Genomic DNA, 18,219 nt, shown 5'->3' on the forward strand with positions numbered 1-18,219 from the left:
AATTTCCTTTTAAATTCTAGTGAATTTTAAAAAAATTTTATATAATATATAAATGTTTAAGGATATATCATGAAAAAATTAGAACTTAGAATTTTTAGATTTGATAAAGACAAAGATTACGAAGCTTATTACAAACCTTATGTTTATCACAATTATGAAAATTTCGCAACTTTATATGATTTACTTTTACAAATACAAGATGATGATATTTATTTTCATTTTAATCAAGATGAAAATGCTTATATAGTAGTAAACAAAGAAACCATGCCTCTTTTTACCCCACTAGAAGCGATCATAAAAAAGCATGATTTTAATCTTTGCATAGAACCCTTAAGTACTAAAAGAGCCATCAAAGATCTTATTATCAATAAAGATGATTTTTTGCAAAAGTATAAGCATCTTGCAAAATTTGGAAATAATGAAGATAAAAAACTTTATGCTAGCTATGATTATTTGTATTATCAAAGTCCAATTTTAGAATTTCTTCCTCAATACATGGGCGATAGCGTATTTTATCTAGCAGCAAAAATGATAGAAAAATATCCTGATAAAAAACTAGAAATTTTAAAAACCATATCCGATTATGAAAAAGGAATTTTTTATCATCTTCAAAGTACTTATAAACCTTTAGAACATACCATAAAAAAATTACAAGATGAAATTCTAACTTTAGGTCTTTTTGATAAGAAGCTCTTAAATTTTGATTTGCCAAAAATCGAAGCTTTTGATAATGAAATCAAAGAACTTAAAAAAATTAAACACGACTTTAAAGACTTCAACATAGCCTTTTATGGTTTTACACCCGATCAAAAATTAAAATCCCAACTTAAAGCTAAATTCATCTCTTATGAAAACAGTCTTAAAGATAATGGTTTTAATCTTTTAAATTTAAATCCAGAGCTAAGTTATAAAATGGCTGCAAATATCGTTTTAGATGCTTATGATAGCGGTGCTGATTTTATGGTAGTCAAAGAAGAAAAAGACTTTTACTTGTTTGATATTTGTGCAAAAAAACTCATGCAAGCAAGCTCTAGAGAATTTGAAGATTTTTATATTTTAAGCTATTTTGAATTTTTAGCCCTTATTGAAGGCATACAAATGCCCTCTTTAAAAAAACACAACTTAAAGGTTACTTTAATATGAAAATTTCTTTAGAATGCAAAGATCCCATGATAGAAAAAACTTTAGAACTCTTTTTAAAAGAACATCTAGTGATGAAAAAAGACTGTGATTTTATCATTAGTGATACAAAAATTCACTCCAGCAAACCCCTATTTATCATCTGCGAAAATTCACCCTTTTTAAACATACCTTTTAGCAAAGAAACATTATTAAACTCATTAAATGAATTTGATAATGCCCTAAAAGCCACTGCTTTAAAAATCGCATTAGAACAAAAAAAGCTCTTAGAAGAAAAAATAGATGCCATAGCTTATGAATTTAAAAAAGACTATGAAAACAAAATCGAACTTGCCATAAAAGATTTAAAAAACAAACTTGTCAAAGCCCTACATGATGAATAAAAAAGTAAAAAGCAAAAACCTTTCCCATAAAAACTCAACAAAACACCCCCAAAAACCCAAACTCTACACCTATATAGAAAGTGGAAAATATAAAGGGAAAAAATTCCTCTTGCCTGATTTAACAACCACAAGAAGTACTAAAAGCATAGTAAAACACTGTGTTTTTAATGTCATAAGACAAGATTTAAAAAATAAAATTTTTATTGAAGCCTTTGGAGGAAGCGCTTTAATGGCAGCTGAAGCTTTAAGTAATTATGCTTTAAAATCCTATGCCATAGAACTTGATTTTCAAGCTTATCATATCGCTTTAAACAACGCTTCAAATCTAGACACAAACTTAAAAGTCATTCATGCAGACACCTTTGAAATTTTACCCAAACTCATAGAAAATTCTCAAAATCAAATCATTTTATATCTTGATCCACCTTTTCACATAAGAGAAAATTTTAGCCATATTTATGAAAGAATTTATAATTTACTCAATACTCTAAACCTAAATGCCTTATATCTTATCATTTTAGAACATCATTCTCAAATAACCACTCCTGAAAAAATACAAAATTTTAAAAAGGATAAAGAAAAAAAATTTGGGTCAACAACTTTAAGTTTTTATAGGATCTAAATCACAACTGGAACGCTTTTTGCTTTTATCAAGCTAATAACTTAAAAGAATCAAGGAAGAATCTATGAAAGTTTTAATCATATCTTTATTTTTTATAAGTCATATTTTAGCAGTGCAAATCAAAGATATAGCCAATACTGTAGGCGTAAGAGACAATCAACTCATAGGTTATGGACTAGTTGTAGGACTTAATGGTAGCGGAGATGGAACAAGCTCTAAATTCACCCTTCAATCTGTATCCAACCTCTTACAAGGTATGAATATCAAAGTAGACCCAAACGATATCAAATCAAAAAATACCGCAGCCGTTATGGTGACAGCCAAATTACCCGCTTTTGCACAAAGTGGCGATAAGCTTGATATTACTGTATCTTCTTTAGGGGATGCAAAATCTTTACAAGGGGGAACGCTTTTACTTACTGCACTACGTGGTATTGATGGAGAAATTTACGCCATAGCTCAAGGATCCATCTCAACAGGAGGATTAAGCCCAAGACCAGGTGGGACAGGCACACATTCAACTGCTGCAACTGTAATGGGTGGGGCTAATGTAGAAAGAGAAATTCCACAAAATTTTAGCCAAAATAACGACTTAACCCTAAGTTTAAAAGTAGCAGACTTTAAAACTGCAAATGATATAGAAACCATCTTAAACAACACCTTTGATGAAAGTGTAGCAAAAGCCATTGATTCACGTACCATTAAACTTACCAAACCTCAAGACCTTTCAAATGTTGAATTTATGGCAAAGGTTTTAGAACAAGATATCACTTATAAACCTCAAAGCAAAGTGATTATTGATGAAAAAACAGGTACAGTTGTAGCTGGGGTAGACATAGAAGTAGAACCTGTTTTAATCACACATAAAGATATCACTATAAAAATCGATCCTAATAGCAACCCACAAGCAAATCAAAACGAAATTGATATGAAAGATGGTGGTTTTATAGACCCTAATTCAAATACACTAAGAATCAACAATACAAAAAGCACCGTAGCCAACATCGCTAGAATGCTAAACAAACTAGGAGCAAGCCCAAATGATATCATAGCCATTATGGAAAATTTAAAACGTGCAGGGGCAATTAATGCAGAATTGGAGATCATCTAATGAAAACAAATCATTTTTTAAATACTCATCCTATAGACAATACCTTATTAAGTCCTACAAATAAAATAAAAAGCTTCAAACTCAATGAAAATACCATCACCACCAAAACCAAAGAAGATGAAGCCTTAAAAGAACAAACCGATGCTTTTGAAGCCATTTTTTTAAAACAAATATTAGACATATCCTTAAAAAACCAAAACTCACTCTTTGGAAAAGACGCTAGTGATGAAATTTATTCTTCTTTATATAATGATACTATGAGTAAAGCTTTAAGCGGGGGATTAGGTTTTTCAAAACTATTATACGATTTTTTAAAAGAAAGGGGTTAAGTTTATTTAATTTAATTCGATATAGTTTATAAAGGATTATGATTTTAAAATCAAGGAGGCAGAAAAATGATAAATCCTATACAAAATGGTGGTCCAACCTTATGTCCACCAAGTAAGGTAAATAAAGAAAATAAAATGGAAAGCACTCAAAAAACAGACAATGATAAGGCAAAAAAAATCGCAGAACAAATTAAAGATGGTACTTATACAATCAATCTAAAAGGTACAGCTGATGCGATTGCCGATGCTTTAATATAAAAATTATCATTCTCTTTTTTTGAGTTAAAAAAAGGAGAAAAAATGCTTAAACAAAGACTTGACGAAGTTAATGCTATTTTAACAAAACTAATTAACTTAACCAAAGAAGATATAGACAATATCAAAATAGCCAAACACGAAACTGTCACATCCAGTGTAGAAGAAAAAAACAAACTCATTGAAGAATTCATCCTAGCTAAAAAGCAGCTTGATGCTGCTTTAGTTGAGCTAAATAATAGCTGCACTAAAGGACTTAGCGAGCTTTTAGATGATGAAGATAAAGAAAAACTTGATCTACTTAAGAACAATCTTCAAACCCTCCACAGTGCAAATAAAGAATACGCCAAACTAGTTCTAATCGTAAAAGATTTTCTTGATGGTTTAGTCAATAAAATGTTTGATATAAATGATGGAACAAATCATGCTTATGGAGATAAAAAAACAAAACCAGAGTCAATTTTTAAAATCAAAGCATAAGGATTTATAATGAGTATTTTTGGAACATTGTATACAGGAGTTACAGGTTTAAAAGCAAGCGAGGTACAAATTGCAACCACTGGAAACAATATCTCCAACGCCAATGCAACCTTTTACACACGTCAAAGAGTAGTACAAACAACTAATGGATATATCACCACAGGCGATGTACAAATGGGCACAGGAGCTGCTATAGAAAGCATAGTACGCTTACATGATGAATACTCATATTATAAACTAAAAGGTGCTTCAAATCAACTCGAATACACCAAATACATGGCTTCAGTCTTAGAAGAAATAGCCCAACGTTTTCCAGACTTGCAAAACACAGGTATTTTAAAAGACTTAGAAAGTTATAATAAAGCCTGGAATGATTTTGCATCAAATCCTAATGAAAACGCTACAAAAATAGCACTAGTTAAAGCCTCACAAACCCTAACAGAAAATATCAACAAAACCTTTAACACCCTAGATAAAATCCAAAAAAAGGTTAATGATGATATCAAAGCTACCGTAGATGAGATCAATAAAATAGGCGAACAAATCGCTCTTCTTAACAAACAAATTTATGGACAAGAAGGCTTAACAACAGAACACGCTAATGAACTTAGAGACAAAAGAGATGAACTTGAACTCACCCTTTCAAAACTTGTCAATGCAGTCGCAAGTAAAAACGAGATCAATCAAGACAACCGTTTTGATACAACCATAAGCGATCCAGGTCACCAATACAACCTAAGCATAGAAGGTTATAGCATAGTAGATGGGATCAATTTTCATCCTCTAAAGCTTGATTATGATGATAAAAACAAATATTATAGCATTTATTATGAAACACCTGATGAAAAAGTTCGCGATCTTACCGCGCAAATCAAAGGAGGACAACTTGGAGCCCAACTTGATTTACGCGGTAGAAATTATAGCAAACAAGAAAGAAAATACACTGATGGTATCATACAAGGCTACATGGATGATTTAAATACCTTTGCTAAAACCATGATCAATGAAACCAACAATCTTTACGCTAGTTCTGCTAAAAGTTCCATAAGTTCTGATTATTTACCGCATCTTGATGGCAATATTCCCTTAGTCAATTATGATAAAACCATACAACCAGGAAGTTTTGATATAGTCATTTATGATGAAAAAGGCGATAAAAAACTCACCAAAACCATTACCATAGATGTTAATACAACCATGAATGATATCATACGCCAAATCAATTCCAACACAGATGATAATGACAACAAAAACCCTAACGATGATGTTAACGATCATATCAATGCGATTTTTCACTATGATGCAAAAACTGCAGACGGTTTGTTTCAAATCAATGCAAAACCAGGTTTTAAAGTAGCCATTGAAGATAAAGGAACCAATTTTGCAGGCGCATTTAGCATAGGAGGTTTTTTTAGCGGAACCAATGCAAGCGATATGAAAGTTAAAGATTCTATACTCAATGACCCAAGCACACTAAGAGCTAGCTTAAACGGGGTTGATAGTGGTAATGATATGGCTAATAAAATCATACAACTCCAATATGAAAAAGTTAACTTTTACAATGAAGATGGAACCATTGATAATCTTGCCATGGAGCAATATTATCGCAAACTCACAGGTAAAATAGGTCTAGATGGAGAAAGCAACAATGTTGTTAATGCAAGCAATCAAACCCTTTACAATTCTGTTTATACCGAATACCAATCAAAAAGCGGTGTCAATATCAACGAAGAATTAGCCGCTCTTATTATATACCAATCAAGCTATGGGGCTGCTGCTAAAATCGTTTCAACAGTAGATCAAATGCTTGATACTTTATTAGGACTTAAATCTTAATTTTAGAGTAATGAAACATGAAAACCATATCCAACTAAAAGCCAAACTTGATGAACTAGCCAAGAAAAAAAACACTTTACATTCTCTTTTTGAGCTGCCAGATCCTTTACAAATCGCTAAAATTCATAATGATGAATTTATTGCCCTACTTTGTGCTTTATTTGCCTATGGAAATGCTAAAAATATAGTGCATTTTTTAAACAAACTTGATTTTTCTTTACTCAATTTAAACCAAAAACTCATTCAAAAAGAACTCAAAGCTTTAAAATACCGCTTTCAAAATGAAAAAGATATTCAAGAAATTTTCATCACCCTTTCACGATTAAAAAATGAAATCTCTCTTAATGAACTTTTTACAAAAGCTTATGAAAAAAGGCAAAACACTACAGATGCCATACTTGCTTTTATGAAAAAAATCCAACAATTAAACCCCTACTCAAGTCATGGTTATGACTTTTTCTTTGGAAAAATTTGGAAAAACATGCCCCACTCTACTTTAAAACGTTACAATATGTATCTAAGATGGATGGTAAGAAAAGATGAACTTGACCTAGGACTTTTTACAAAAATTCATACTAAAGACCTTTTAATCCCTCTTGATACCCATACGCATAAAATTTCCTTGACTTTAGGACTTTTAAAACGTAAAATATATGATTATAAAAGTGTTTTAGAATTAACACAAAATTTAAAAAAACTAGACCCTAATGATCCTATAAAATATGACTTTGCACTTTATCGCTTAGGACAAAGCAAGGAGATTCTTAACCTTAAGGAATAAAATGGATTTAGATACGATTTATTATTTCGTATTATTTTTTGTAGCCCTTTTTGCAGGTTTTATAGATTCTATTGTAGGTGGAGGAGGACTTATTACCCTACCTGCTCTTATAGCTTGTGGCATTCCTACTCATTTATCCTTAGCAACCAATAAACTTCAAAGCGTCTTTGGATCTTTTACTGCTACTTTAACTTATTTTAAATCAACCACCTTAGCCCATCTTGCCTGGGGCATTTTTTTTACCGCTTTAGGGGCTATTTTAGGAACTTATAGTGTACTTTTTATACAAGATGAACACTTAAAACTCATTATCTTAACTTTTTTAATCTTAACTTTTTTATACACTGCCCTAAGCCCTAATTTAGGAAAATACGAAAAACAAGCTAAAATAAAAAACATCAAATTCTTCCATCTAATCTGTGGTTTAAGTTTAGGTTTTTATGATGGATTTTTAGGACCTGGAACAGGTTCTTTTTGGATCTTTGCTTGTGTAGTATTTTTAGGTTTTAACATGAAAAAAGCAAGTATAAATACAAAAATTTTAAATTTTACAAGCAATATCATAGCCCTTATCATCTTTTCTTATCAATACGAAATTTTATGGACTATAGGTTTACTTATGGGTATGGGTCAAATTTTAGGAGCTTATCTTGGTTCAAAACTCGTATTAAAAACAAAGGCAAACTTTATCAAAACCCTATTTTTAACCATAGTAGGACTAATGATTCTTAAAATAACTTGGGATTATTTTTTTTAAAAAACCCACTAAAACCACAAAAATGAAAAACAAAGTCCCTTTTAACCTTCCTTTAAAACAAAATTACTTATTATTGCTTATTTACTTTATGTATTTTATCTTACTTTTAAGATGAAACATTTTATATAAATTGATTCATTTAAGTTTGTGTTTGAATAATTTATTAAACACTAAAAATCAATATCTAGTTTTTATAATATTTTAGTTTTTACAATTTTTGTATTTTTTTAAAATAAAGGATAATATTTTATGAAAAAATTATATTTAAAGTCTAGTGTATACAACACGGGGGGGGTAATGGCTTCTTCCAAAAAACTTATTTTATCTTTAGCTACTATTTCTTGTTTAAGCTCTTTAGCCCTAGCTCAAATTTATGAAGGTTACACTCATATTAATTCTCATCAAACAAATTCAAAAACCATAAGTTCTGGTAAAGGTCAAGACAAATCTGGTCTTATTTGGATAGAAAAAATGGCCAATATAAGAGTTAATAACTCACCAGCTATAAATATTGAAAAAGATGCTAATATTTACCTTTTTTATAATCAAGGAATCATTCAAGCTCAAGGAAATTATTCTAGTATACAAATAGGAATGGATAATGAATTAAATAATGCCACAATAAAGTACTTTTATAATGCAGGAGCTATAGGAGGAAGTAAATTTGGTCTTGCTCTTTATGATAAATTCCCAAAACAAGCTACAATACATCTTTTTACTAATGAAGGTGTATTACAAGGAAATGAAGCAGGAATATTGATTAGAATTAATATAGATACTTTTAATAATGAACAATATATTTATGCTTCTACCAATAACGGTATATGGATAGCACCTAATGTAAATATTAATCATTTTAATAATCAAGGTCTCATATTTGGACAACAAAGAGGTTTAGTTATTAATCAAGCTAATATAGATACTTTTAATAATAAAGGCATTATAGGAGGTGAAAATAATTCAGGTATTAATTTTAAAGATAAAACTAATATAAATACTTTCACCAATGAAGGTCTTATATTTCATAATTCACAATCATCAAATTCAAATGAAAATTATGGAATCTATTTTCAAGGAGAAAATAATGGAAAGATACAATTAGATTCTTTTAAAAACTCAGGTATTATATATGCTTCAAATGGTGATGGTATTTTATTTGAAGGCAAAGATACACAAATAGGAAACTTCATTAATACAGGTATTATTGTAGGTAATCATAGTAATAGTTCTAATAATGCTAGTGTACTTATAGGAAGACCTGATAAAAACCATGGTAATACTACTATAGATCTTTTTTTAAATGAGGGTCTAATAGGAAGTAATATGGCTAAGTATGGGGTTAAGTTTGATAGTGGTAATGATAGCAATGGTGGCAATAACAATCGTCACAAAGCTACAGTCAAACATTTTATCAATACTGCTACCATACAAGCTAAAGACACTGCATTGCATTTAAGTAATACTACTATTACTGATTTCTTAAATATGGATACTATTAAAGCTGAAAATGGCAAAGCCATAGAAACTTTAAAACAAACAAGAATTACTAATTTTATTAATGCTGGGACTATAAAAAGTGAGAGTTCAAGTCAAGAAGCTATTAAGTTTGCACATTCAATTATTGATAATATTCTTAATACAGGAAATATAGAAGGTAAAAAACAAGCTATTATTTTTAATGGTTCAAATGTTAAAAACTTTATCAATAGTGGGACTATTAAGAGTACTAATAACGATCAAAGTAATGCTATAGAAGTAAATGGTAATAGAACTATTAACAATTTCATTAATAGTGGGACTATTTATGGTAATGATACTATTAGATTTAACAAAACAGCAAAAATTAATTATGTTTATAATACAAGTATTATATATGGTGGCAACACAAGTGTACATGTATATGGTGGCAATATTGATCATTTTGTCAATAAAGGCATCATTGCCAATGATAAAACTGTAAATTACGGTGCTGCTATAAAATTAGAAAATGGTGGAACCATAAAACATATAACCAATACAGGTCTTATAGCCTCCAAAAAAGCTGGCATCTCTGTAACTTATGGTAAGTTTGGTACCATTACTTTAGAAGAAGGTAGTATAGTTTATGGAGAACATTTTGGTGTTTGCATAGCACAGTGGCAAAATTTAGATGAACTTATTATAGTTGGAAGCTCTCAAATAGCTAGTGGAATTTATAGTAATCATTATGGAATTTTTTTAGGCACAGGATCTCAAGCTTCTAAAATAGAACTAAAAAATCAAGCTGTAGTTCAAGCAAAACAAAATGCGATTAAATTAGAAAATCAAGCTAATTTAAGCGGACTTAACATTGATAACTCAACAATAAAATCAGGACAAGAAGCTATTTTAAACGCAAAAGGTAAAATAGCAGATATAAATGTAAATAATGGAGCATTAATTCAATCATATTCTAATACAGCTATAAGTAATTTAGGAACTATCGATAAAATAACCATAAGTGGAACAAATACCAAAATTATAGGTGATATTCAAAACAAAGGCACTATAACATCTGGCATAACAATACAAAATGACGCTCAAATACAAGGACAATTAGTCAACGAAGGCACCATAAAAGCTGATGCTAATGGTAAAAGCAGAAAACGCCGCTCCCTTGATGAAAGCCAACAAAGTGATGAAGAAAGCAAAGCAGCTATTCTTATAAAAGAATCAGGACAAATCACTTCAACTAGTGGTAAAGCTGGCATAATAAACAAAGATAAAGGAAAAATAGAAGGTAATATCATAAGCAAAAGTTCAAATACCATTAGCCTAGAAAACCAAGGTAGTGTAACAGGAAATATATCTAACTCTGGAACAGGTAATTTAATGATAGAAAATAAAAACAATGGTAGTAGTACTGCTACTATAAGTGGAAATATAGCCAACACAGGAGATGGTAGTTTAATGCTTAATAACTCCTCCACTTTAACAGGAAATATATACAATTATGGAAGTGGTAAATTAACTATAGAAAACCAAACTAATACTCAAAATGGCAATACTTCCATCTCAGGTTATGTTGCAAACATAGGAATGGGTCAATTAGAACTCATGAATAATGCAAGCATTAGTGGAAGTGCTTATAATATAGGAGGAGGTAGTTTAATGCTTAATAACTCCTCCACTTTAAAAAGTGTATACAATTATGGAAGTGGCGATTTAAAAATAGAAAATAAAAATAGTGCTACTATTAATTCTATCATGAATACAAACTCAGGTAATGTAATACTTGATAATAGTGCTACTATAACTCAAGGCATCACAAATCAAGGAACAGGTAATTTAATGATAACTAACCAAAGTGGTGCTAGCATTGAAAATATTAGCAATGAAAGCTCAGGCGATGTAATGCTTAACAACACTGGTTCTATAACAAAAGGTATAACAAACTCTGGTAATGGTAATCTAAACCTAACCAACCAAGAAAATGCCACCATAAGTGGAGGTATAACAAACTCTGGCTCAGGCACCCTAATGCTTAATAACTTTGGCTCTATAGGAACAAATACTGATGGCTATAACATAAGCAATGAAGGAAGTGGTAGTGTTAATATCACTTCTTGGACTATACGTACAGGAAGTAATAATAAACTCCAAACCCTTACAGTAGGAGGAAAAAGTGCTAATTCTGTTATGGTTGGAAACCTTATAGTTGATCAAGGTAATCTTAATATGGATGAACTTAATGATATTAAAAATCTTGTTAAGGGAGTAAGTTTAAATAATATAAAAAAAATAAAAACTAATGGTGGTGGAGAAATGATATTAAACTATGATGCTTTAAGTGGAAAAATCTCTACAGACTTTAATCTTAATGCTTCTATTATAGGAGCAAGCTTTAGATCTTTAAATGCTTCTAGCATTAAAAGAAATGCTTTTGTAGATGGCTTAATGAATAATATGAATTTAAGTTTAACTTTTAATCCTAATCATTTTAATCTTAATACTAATCTTACTTTTAATGAAGATAATTTATATGCTAGTATTAATGATTATATACAAAGTGATATACAAACTTATACTCATGATAATATTAAAGAACATGCCTTAGTTATACTACCTTATTTTTCTTCTCAAAGTGTAGAACTTTCTTTAAATGAAAAAAGTAAAGGACATATTAAAGGTAATATACTTGCTTATTCTACCTTAAAAGAAAGTGGAACTTATAGTTTTTATGCAGGTTATGAAGATACTAAGATGAACTCTTATTATTTTGATGTAAAAAACCGTACTTATTATACAGGTATAAAATATTTTAATACCTTATTTTATACAGACAATAATCAAGAAGTCTATATTAAAGCTCAAGCTAAAGCAGCTTTTATTAAAAATGAGTTCTTAAAGAAAATAGCCAATAATGAAGCTAGTGCTAATCCTAATGCTTATACTTATGGAGGAGGTATAGATTTAGGAATGAATTTTATCTTAGGATCTCATATGCTTACTCCTCAAATAGGTTTAGGTTATGAAGGATCTTATATGCAAGCTTATAGTATAAAAGATATTAAAGGTAGGGCTAGTGTACAAAAAGGAGAAAGAATATATAAAAATATCAATAATCTTTTTTCTACTAAGGCTAGCTTTGCTTATTTTAAAGACTGGTTACCTTATTTAAAGACTTCTATAGAATTAGGAGCTAAACTTTATATGAATACTACTATACATACTAAAGCACGCTTTGGTACTATTAAAGTAGAAGATGAAATAAACTTAGCAAGAATACAAAGATTTGCAAATGCTTCTTTAATACTGCCTTTAAATCAAAGCTTTATTATGAGTATGAATTATAATGCTCAAAATAGTAAAGATGCTACTACTCATACTGCTTATGCTCAATTTAGTTATTTGTGGTAGGAAGGATGGGTTGAAGATTTATTAGTTTTAGTGTGATAATTTTATTATATAAAATATTTAATTTAGTGAAAATTCATTTTATAAGTAGAATTTTAAACATTTTTAGTTAAATTCAGCTTTTTATATAAAACAAGGTGTGAAATGAAAAAAAACTTAATCATAGTAGAGTCTCCAGCTAAAGCTAAAACCATAGCTAATTTTTTAGGTAAAGATTATGAAGTTATTGCTTCTAAAGGACACATTAGAGATTTACCTAAATCAAGTTTTGGAATCAAAATACAAGATGATATATTTATTCCAGAGTATAGAATAACAAGCGATCATAGCGCCTTGGTTAAAGAACTTAAAACTAAAGCTAAAAATGCAAAAGAAATTTATCTTGCAACCGATGAAGATAGAGAAGGGGAAGCCATAGCTTATCACATTGCTAAGGCTATTGGTAAAGATGAAGAAACTTTACCGCGTATTGTTTTTCATGAGATCACTAAAAGTGCTATAGAAAATGCTTTAAAAAATCCTAGAAAACTTAATATACATTCTATAAATGCTCAGCAAACAAGACGTTTACTAGATCGCATAGTAGGATACAAATTAAGTCCTTTGCTTGGACAAAAAATTCAAAAAGGACTTAGCGCAGGTCGTGTTCAAAGTGCTGCTTTAAAAATCATTGTTGATCGTGAAAAAGAAATTCGTGCTTTTGTTCCATTAGAATACTTTAGCATAGATATGATTTTTCAAAAAGATTTAGATGCAGAACTTGTAGAATTTGATAAAGCAAAAATAGAAAAACTTAGTATTACTAATAAAGACCGTGCTAAACTTGTTTTTCAAGCATGTAAAGATGAAACTTATGAAATCTTTGATATTCAAAGCAAAGAAAGAAAAATTTCTCCACCACCGCCTTTTATGACTTCAACCTTGCAACAAAGTGCTAGCAATCGTCTTGGCTTTAATCCTAAAAAAACCATGATGATAGCCCAAAAACTCTATGAAGGAGTAAATACTCATGAAGGAGTTATGGGAGTTATCACTTATATGAGAACAGACAGTTTAAATTTAGCCAAAGAAGCTTTAGATAGTGCAAGAAAATTTATACAGACTAATTTTGGTAAAGATTATCTTCCAAATAAAGCAAATATTTATCTTACTAAGAGCAAAGGTGCACAAGAAGCTCATGAGGCTATACGTCCTACGAATTTAAATTTCACTCCAGAGATTGCAAGTAAATTTTTAGACAAGGATGAATTAAATCTTTACACCTTGATTTATAATCGTTTTTTAGCTTGTCAAATGAATCCTGCTGTTTCTCAAGTTCAAAATGTTTTTGTAAAAAATGATAGGGCCGTGTTTAAAATAAGTGGAAGAAAAATTCTTTTTGAAGGGTATTATAAAGTTTATGGAGATATGGATAAGGATAAAATTTTACCAAATCTTAAAATAGGAGAAAGCCTAAGTATACAAAATTTAGAAATGAATACCCATCTTACTGAACCACCTTCAAGGTATTCTGAAGCGGGATTGGTAAAAAAACTTGAAAGCTTAGGTATAGGAAGACCTTCTACTTATGCTCCAACGATTTCTATACTTACAAGCAGAGATTATGTAAAAATTGATAAAAAGCAACTTATTCCTAGTGAAATAGCTTTTAATGTTACTGAGGTGCTTGAAAAAAATTTTAGCGATATAGTAGATATTCAATTTAGCTCAAATCTTGAAAATACTTTAGATGAGATTGCTGAAGATAAAGCAGATTGGCAAGAAACTTTAAAAGAATTTTATTATCCTTTTATGAGAAAAATAGAAGAAGGAAAAACAAAAATAGCCAGTCAAAAAACTGTGACTAAACTAGGAGAAGCTTGTCCTGAATGTGGAGGAGAGCTTGCTATTAGAAAAGGGCGTTTTGGGGAATTTGTAGCGTGCTTAAATTTTCCAAAATGTAAGTATTCTAGGAATTTGAAAAATGAAAGTAAAAACGAGGTAGAAAATACTTTTGCAAAAACTAAGGCAAATGCTATAGGTATGATGTGTCCAAATTGTAAAGAAGGTGAAATTGTAGAACGTTTTTCTAAACGTGGCAAATTTTATGGATGCAGTGCTTATCCAAAATGTAATTTTGTAAGCAAATATAAACCAAGTGATGAAAAATGTGAACAATGTGATGAAAATTTAGTTATAAAAGAACTTAAAAAGGGGATATTTTTAGAATGTTTAAAATGTAAAATTAAAAAAGAAATAAAGGATTAAAATGCAAATTATGCTTTGTGCCATTTCAAATATAGCTAGTGGGAATTGTTCTGAAGATTGTAAATACTGCACTCAAAGTGCTTATGTAAAAACAGATATTCAAAAATATCGTTGTAAAGAAATTTCACAAATTGTTCTTGAAGCTAAAATAGCAAAAAAAAATGAAGCTTTAGGTTTTTGTTTAGTAAGTGCAGGACTTGGGCTTGATGATGAAAAATTAGAATATGTTTGTAAAGCCGCAAAAGCTATACAAAAAGAAGTGCCTAATTTACTTCTTATAGCCTGTAATGGCATGGCTAGTGTAGAACAACTTAAAGAACTTAAAAAAGCAGGATTTTTTTCTTATAATCATAATCTTGAAACTTCAAGAGAATTTTTTCCTCAAATTTGTACTACTCATACCTGGGAGAGTAGATTTCAAACCAATTTAAATGCAAAGCAAGCAGGACTTATGCTTTGTTGTGGTGGAATTTATGGAATGGGCGAAAGCCAAGAAGATAGATTGAGTTTAAGAAAATCTTTACAAGAATTACAACCTTTTTCAAGTCCTATTAATTTTTTTATTCCTAATGAAAACTTAAAATTAAAAGCTCCTAAGCTCAGTGCTGATGAAGCTTTACAAATCATAAGCGATACCAAACAAGCCTTGATTGATTGTGTAGTAATGGTAGCAGGGGGTCGTGAAGTTGTTTTAAAAGAAAGGCAATATGAAATTTTTCAAGCAGGAGCAAGTGCTATAGTTATAGGAGATTATTTAACTACTAAAGGTGAAGATCCAAGTCGTGATATTGTTAAGCTAAAACAAATGGGATTTACTTTTGCATCAGAGTGTCATTGATCCTCAAGCTTTAATCGATTTAAAAATACTTATTGTTATTGCCTTATGTTTGCTTTTTTCACCTCATATTGCAAAAATTTTACGCTTACCTCTTTCAGCTACTGAAATCATACTAGGAGCTGTAATAGGGTATTTTGGATTTATAGGAAAGAGTGAAAATTTTAGTCTTTTAGCAAATGTAGGCTTTTACTATCTTATGTTTATAGCGGGTATGGAGGTTAATTTAAGAGATTTTTTTAATATGGATAAACAAATAGCTAAAAAAAGCTTTTTTTATATCCTTTTGCTTTATCTTTTATCCTCTTTTGTAGTGTGGATTTTTCATCTTTCTTTAGTCTTTATTATCATTATACCTGTGATGAGTGTAGGGCTTTTATCTTTACTCTTTAAAGATTTTGGCAAAGATTGTTATTGGCTTAATATAGCTATGATAGTGGCTACATTAGCTGAAGTGACTTCTATAGTACTTTTAACCATAGCAGATGCTTTTTTACGTGAAGATGCAAGTTTTATTGATGTGGCTCAAAGTATTTTATATCTTAACGTTTTCTTGGGACTTTGTTTACTTTGTTTTAAAATGCTTGGAGTGCTTTTTTGGTGGTATCCACAACTTAAAGTAGTGTTAATGCCTTGGGAGGATAAAAATGAAAAAGATATAAGATTTTGCATGGCAATTTTCATTTTGATTATCGTTGCCATGATAATCACAAAATTAGAAATTGTTCTTGGTGCTTTTATTGCTGGATCTTTTATTGCTACTTTTTTTGACCACAAAAAAGACCTTGAACATAAACTTTCTAGCTTTGGATATGGTTTTTTAATTCCTATCTTTTTTATCCATATAGGTTCTACTTTTGATCTTAAAATGATTTTAAATTATAAAATTGTACTAGATGCTTTTTTGTTAATGTTTATTATGGTGGGTTTAAGAATTTTATGCGCAGGGATTTTTTTTAAAAAAATTGGTTTTAAAAATATGATTTTATTTGCACTTAGCCATTCTATGCCTTTGACCTTGCTTATTGCTACTGCTACTTTAGGGTATTCTGGAAAAGTTATTGATGAAAAACTTTATTCAGCACTTATTTTGACTGCTTTATTTGAAGCTATTATTGTAATGAGTATGGTTAAATTTCTTTCTCATAATAAAAAATAAAATTACTTTTTTACTCAAAAAACAAATAAAATCTTAAAAATTTAATCATGCGAAAACTTATAATGGTCTTTTTTGTTAAAATTAATAAAAGTCAGAAAAAAGGAGCAAGAATGTCAAATTCCATTACCATAACTGATAATAGAAATGGAAAAAGTTATGAATTTCCCATATATGAAGGCACTATTGGTCCAAGTGTTGTAGATATGTCAAATTTTTATAAACAAACAGGAATGTTTTCTTATGATGAGGGTTTAACTTCTACGGCGGTTTGCAAATCTCAAATCACTTATATTGATGGAGAAAATGGAATTTTGATGCATCGTGGTTATCCTATAGAATGGCTTGCACAAAATAAACTTTATTTAGATGTAGTATATCTTTTGCTTTATAAAGAACTTCCAGATGCACCACGTCTTGAAGCTTTTCGCTATGAAATGAAAAAACGATCTTTTATTCATGAGGGTATGCACCGTCTTTTTGATTCTTTTCCTGATAATGCGCACCCTATGGCTGTGCTACAAGGTGCGGTTTCATCGCTAAGTGCTTTTTATCCTGATCATTTAAACATGAACGTTAAAAAAGAATACATGGAAATGGCCGCACGTATTATCGCAAAAATTCCAACTATAGTGGCCGCGGCTTATCGTTATAAACATGGTTTTCCTATGGCTTATCCTAATTTAGATAGAGGCTTTACCGAAAATTTTTTATATATGTTAAGGACCTATCCTTATAATCATGTAAAACTTAAACCTATAGAAGTTAAAGCACTTGATACGGTGTTTATGTTGCATGCAGATCATGAACAAAATGCTTCAACCTCTACTGTGCGTGCAGTAGGTTCTACTCATGCACATCCTTATGCTTGTATTTCAGCGGGTATTGGAGCACTTTGGGGACATGCCCATGGTGGAGCTAATGAGGGTGTTATTAGAATGCTTGAACAAATAGCTAGTGTAGATAAAGTTGATGAATACATTAAAAAAGCTAAAGATAAAAATGATCCTTTTCGTTTAATGGGTTTTGGTCATAGGGTATATAAAAACTTTGATCCTCGTGCTAAAGTGCTTAAAAAACTTCGTGATCAACTTATTGATGAGTTAGACATTGATACTAATTTAATCAAAGTAGCAACCCGCATAGAAGAGATCGCTTTGCAAGATGAGTATTTTGTTAAAAGAGGTTTGTATCCTAATGTAGATTTTCATAGTGGGCTTATCTTAAAGGCTTTGGGTATTCCAAATGAAATGTTTGCTACCTTATTTGTTATAGGACGCACTCCAGGTTGGATAGCCCAGTGGATAGAACAAAAAGAACAAGAAAATCTTAAAATCGTTCGTCCAAGACAACTTTATTTAGGTCCAGTGCATACTATTTAATTTTCAAAAATTATGGAATTTAAAAAATTC

The 18,219-nt window shown here is 30.2% G+C and carries 15 protein-coding genes; all 15 read left to right on the forward strand.

The annotated features are described in order from the left end of the window. The first annotated feature begins 69 nt into the window (after positions 1–69). The 15 genes from A2J15_RS05050 (at position 70) to A2J15_RS05120 (ending at position 18,189) form a co-directional block, all read left to right on the forward strand. A complete protein-coding gene (locus A2J15_RS05050; protein WP_066777637.1) occupies positions 70–1,143 on the forward strand; it encodes a hypothetical protein in 1,074 nt (357 codons plus the stop codon). Beyond that, complete coding sequence (locus A2J15_RS05055; RefSeq protein WP_066777640.1) at positions 1,140–1,523, forward strand: ornithine carbamoyltransferase; 384 nt, start codon at positions 1,140–1,142, stop codon at positions 1,521–1,523. Before A2J15_RS05050 ends, A2J15_RS05055 begins: the two co-directional genes overlap by 4 nt. Then, complete coding sequence (gene rsmD / locus A2J15_RS05060; protein ID WP_116980500.1) at positions 1,513–2,145, forward strand: 16S rRNA (guanine(966)-N(2))-methyltransferase RsmD; 633 nt, start codon at positions 1,513–1,515, stop codon at positions 2,143–2,145. Before A2J15_RS05055 ends, rsmD begins: the two co-directional genes overlap by 11 nt. Before the next feature lie 64 nt (positions 2,146–2,209). After that, positions 2,210–3,256, forward strand: coding sequence for a flagellar basal body P-ring protein FlgI (locus A2J15_RS05065; protein WP_066777645.1), 1,047 nt, complete (start codon positions 2,210–2,212; stop codon positions 3,254–3,256). After that, positions 3,256–3,585, forward strand: a complete 330-nt coding sequence (locus A2J15_RS05070) for a rod-binding protein (protein ID WP_066777650.1) — start codon at positions 3,256–3,258, stop codon at positions 3,583–3,585. Before A2J15_RS05065 ends, A2J15_RS05070 begins: the two co-directional genes overlap by 1 nt. 66 nt (positions 3,586–3,651) lie before the next feature. Beyond that, the gene (locus A2J15_RS05075) at positions 3,652–3,843 is read left to right on the forward strand and encodes a flagellar biosynthesis anti-sigma factor FlgM (RefSeq protein WP_066777656.1); all 192 of its coding nucleotides are present in this window, start codon (positions 3,652–3,654) and stop codon (positions 3,841–3,843) included. A 42-nt stretch (positions 3,844–3,885) separates the two neighbouring features. Beyond that, on the forward strand, positions 3,886–4,320 hold the full coding sequence (locus tag A2J15_RS05080) for a flagellar protein FlgN (protein ID WP_066777659.1): 435 nt from the start codon (positions 3,886–3,888) through the stop codon (positions 4,318–4,320). Between the two features lie 9 nt (positions 4,321–4,329). Further along, positions 4,330–6,156 carry a flagellar hook-associated protein FlgK gene (flgK, locus tag A2J15_RS05085; RefSeq protein WP_066777661.1) on the forward strand — a complete coding sequence of 609 codons (1,827 nt, stop codon included), beginning with the start codon at positions 4,330–4,332 and terminating at the stop codon, positions 6,154–6,156. A 10-nt stretch (positions 6,157–6,166) separates the two neighbouring features. Continuing rightward, on the forward strand, positions 6,167–6,937 hold the full coding sequence (locus A2J15_RS05090; protein ID WP_066777664.1) for a TIGR02757 family protein: 771 nt from the start codon (positions 6,167–6,169) through the stop codon (positions 6,935–6,937). Between the two features lies 1 nt (position 6,938). Further along, complete coding sequence (locus A2J15_RS05095) at positions 6,939–7,694, forward strand: TSUP family transporter (protein ID WP_066777667.1); 756 nt, start codon at positions 6,939–6,941, stop codon at positions 7,692–7,694. A 249-nt stretch (positions 7,695–7,943) separates the two neighbouring features. Further along, positions 7,944–12,572, forward strand: a complete 4,629-nt coding sequence (locus A2J15_RS05100; RefSeq protein ID WP_116980501.1) for an autotransporter outer membrane beta-barrel domain-containing protein — start codon at positions 7,944–7,946, stop codon at positions 12,570–12,572. 141 nt (positions 12,573–12,713) lie between these two features. Continuing rightward, positions 12,714–14,816, forward strand: coding sequence for a type I DNA topoisomerase (gene topA / locus A2J15_RS05105; RefSeq protein WP_066777670.1), 2,103 nt, complete (start codon positions 12,714–12,716; stop codon positions 14,814–14,816). A 1-nt stretch (position 14,817) separates the two neighbouring features. Then, complete coding sequence (locus tag A2J15_RS05110; protein WP_066777673.1) at positions 14,818–15,654, forward strand: biotin synthase; 837 nt, start codon at positions 14,818–14,820, stop codon at positions 15,652–15,654. Next, positions 15,635–16,810, forward strand: a complete 1,176-nt coding sequence (locus tag A2J15_RS05115) for a cation:proton antiporter (RefSeq protein ID WP_066777677.1) — start codon at positions 15,635–15,637, stop codon at positions 16,808–16,810. Before A2J15_RS05110 ends, A2J15_RS05115 begins: the two co-directional genes overlap by 20 nt. 110 nt (positions 16,811–16,920) lie before the next feature. Then, the gene (locus tag A2J15_RS05120) at positions 16,921–18,189 is read left to right on the forward strand and encodes a citrate synthase (protein WP_066777680.1); all 1,269 of its coding nucleotides are present in this window, start codon (positions 16,921–16,923) and stop codon (positions 18,187–18,189) included. The last annotated feature ends 30 nt before the right edge of the window (positions 18,190–18,219 follow it).

This window comes from Campylobacter hepaticus (assembly GCF_001687475.2).
Lineage (GTDB): Bacteria > Campylobacterota > Campylobacteria > Campylobacterales > Campylobacteraceae > Campylobacter_D > Campylobacter_D hepaticus.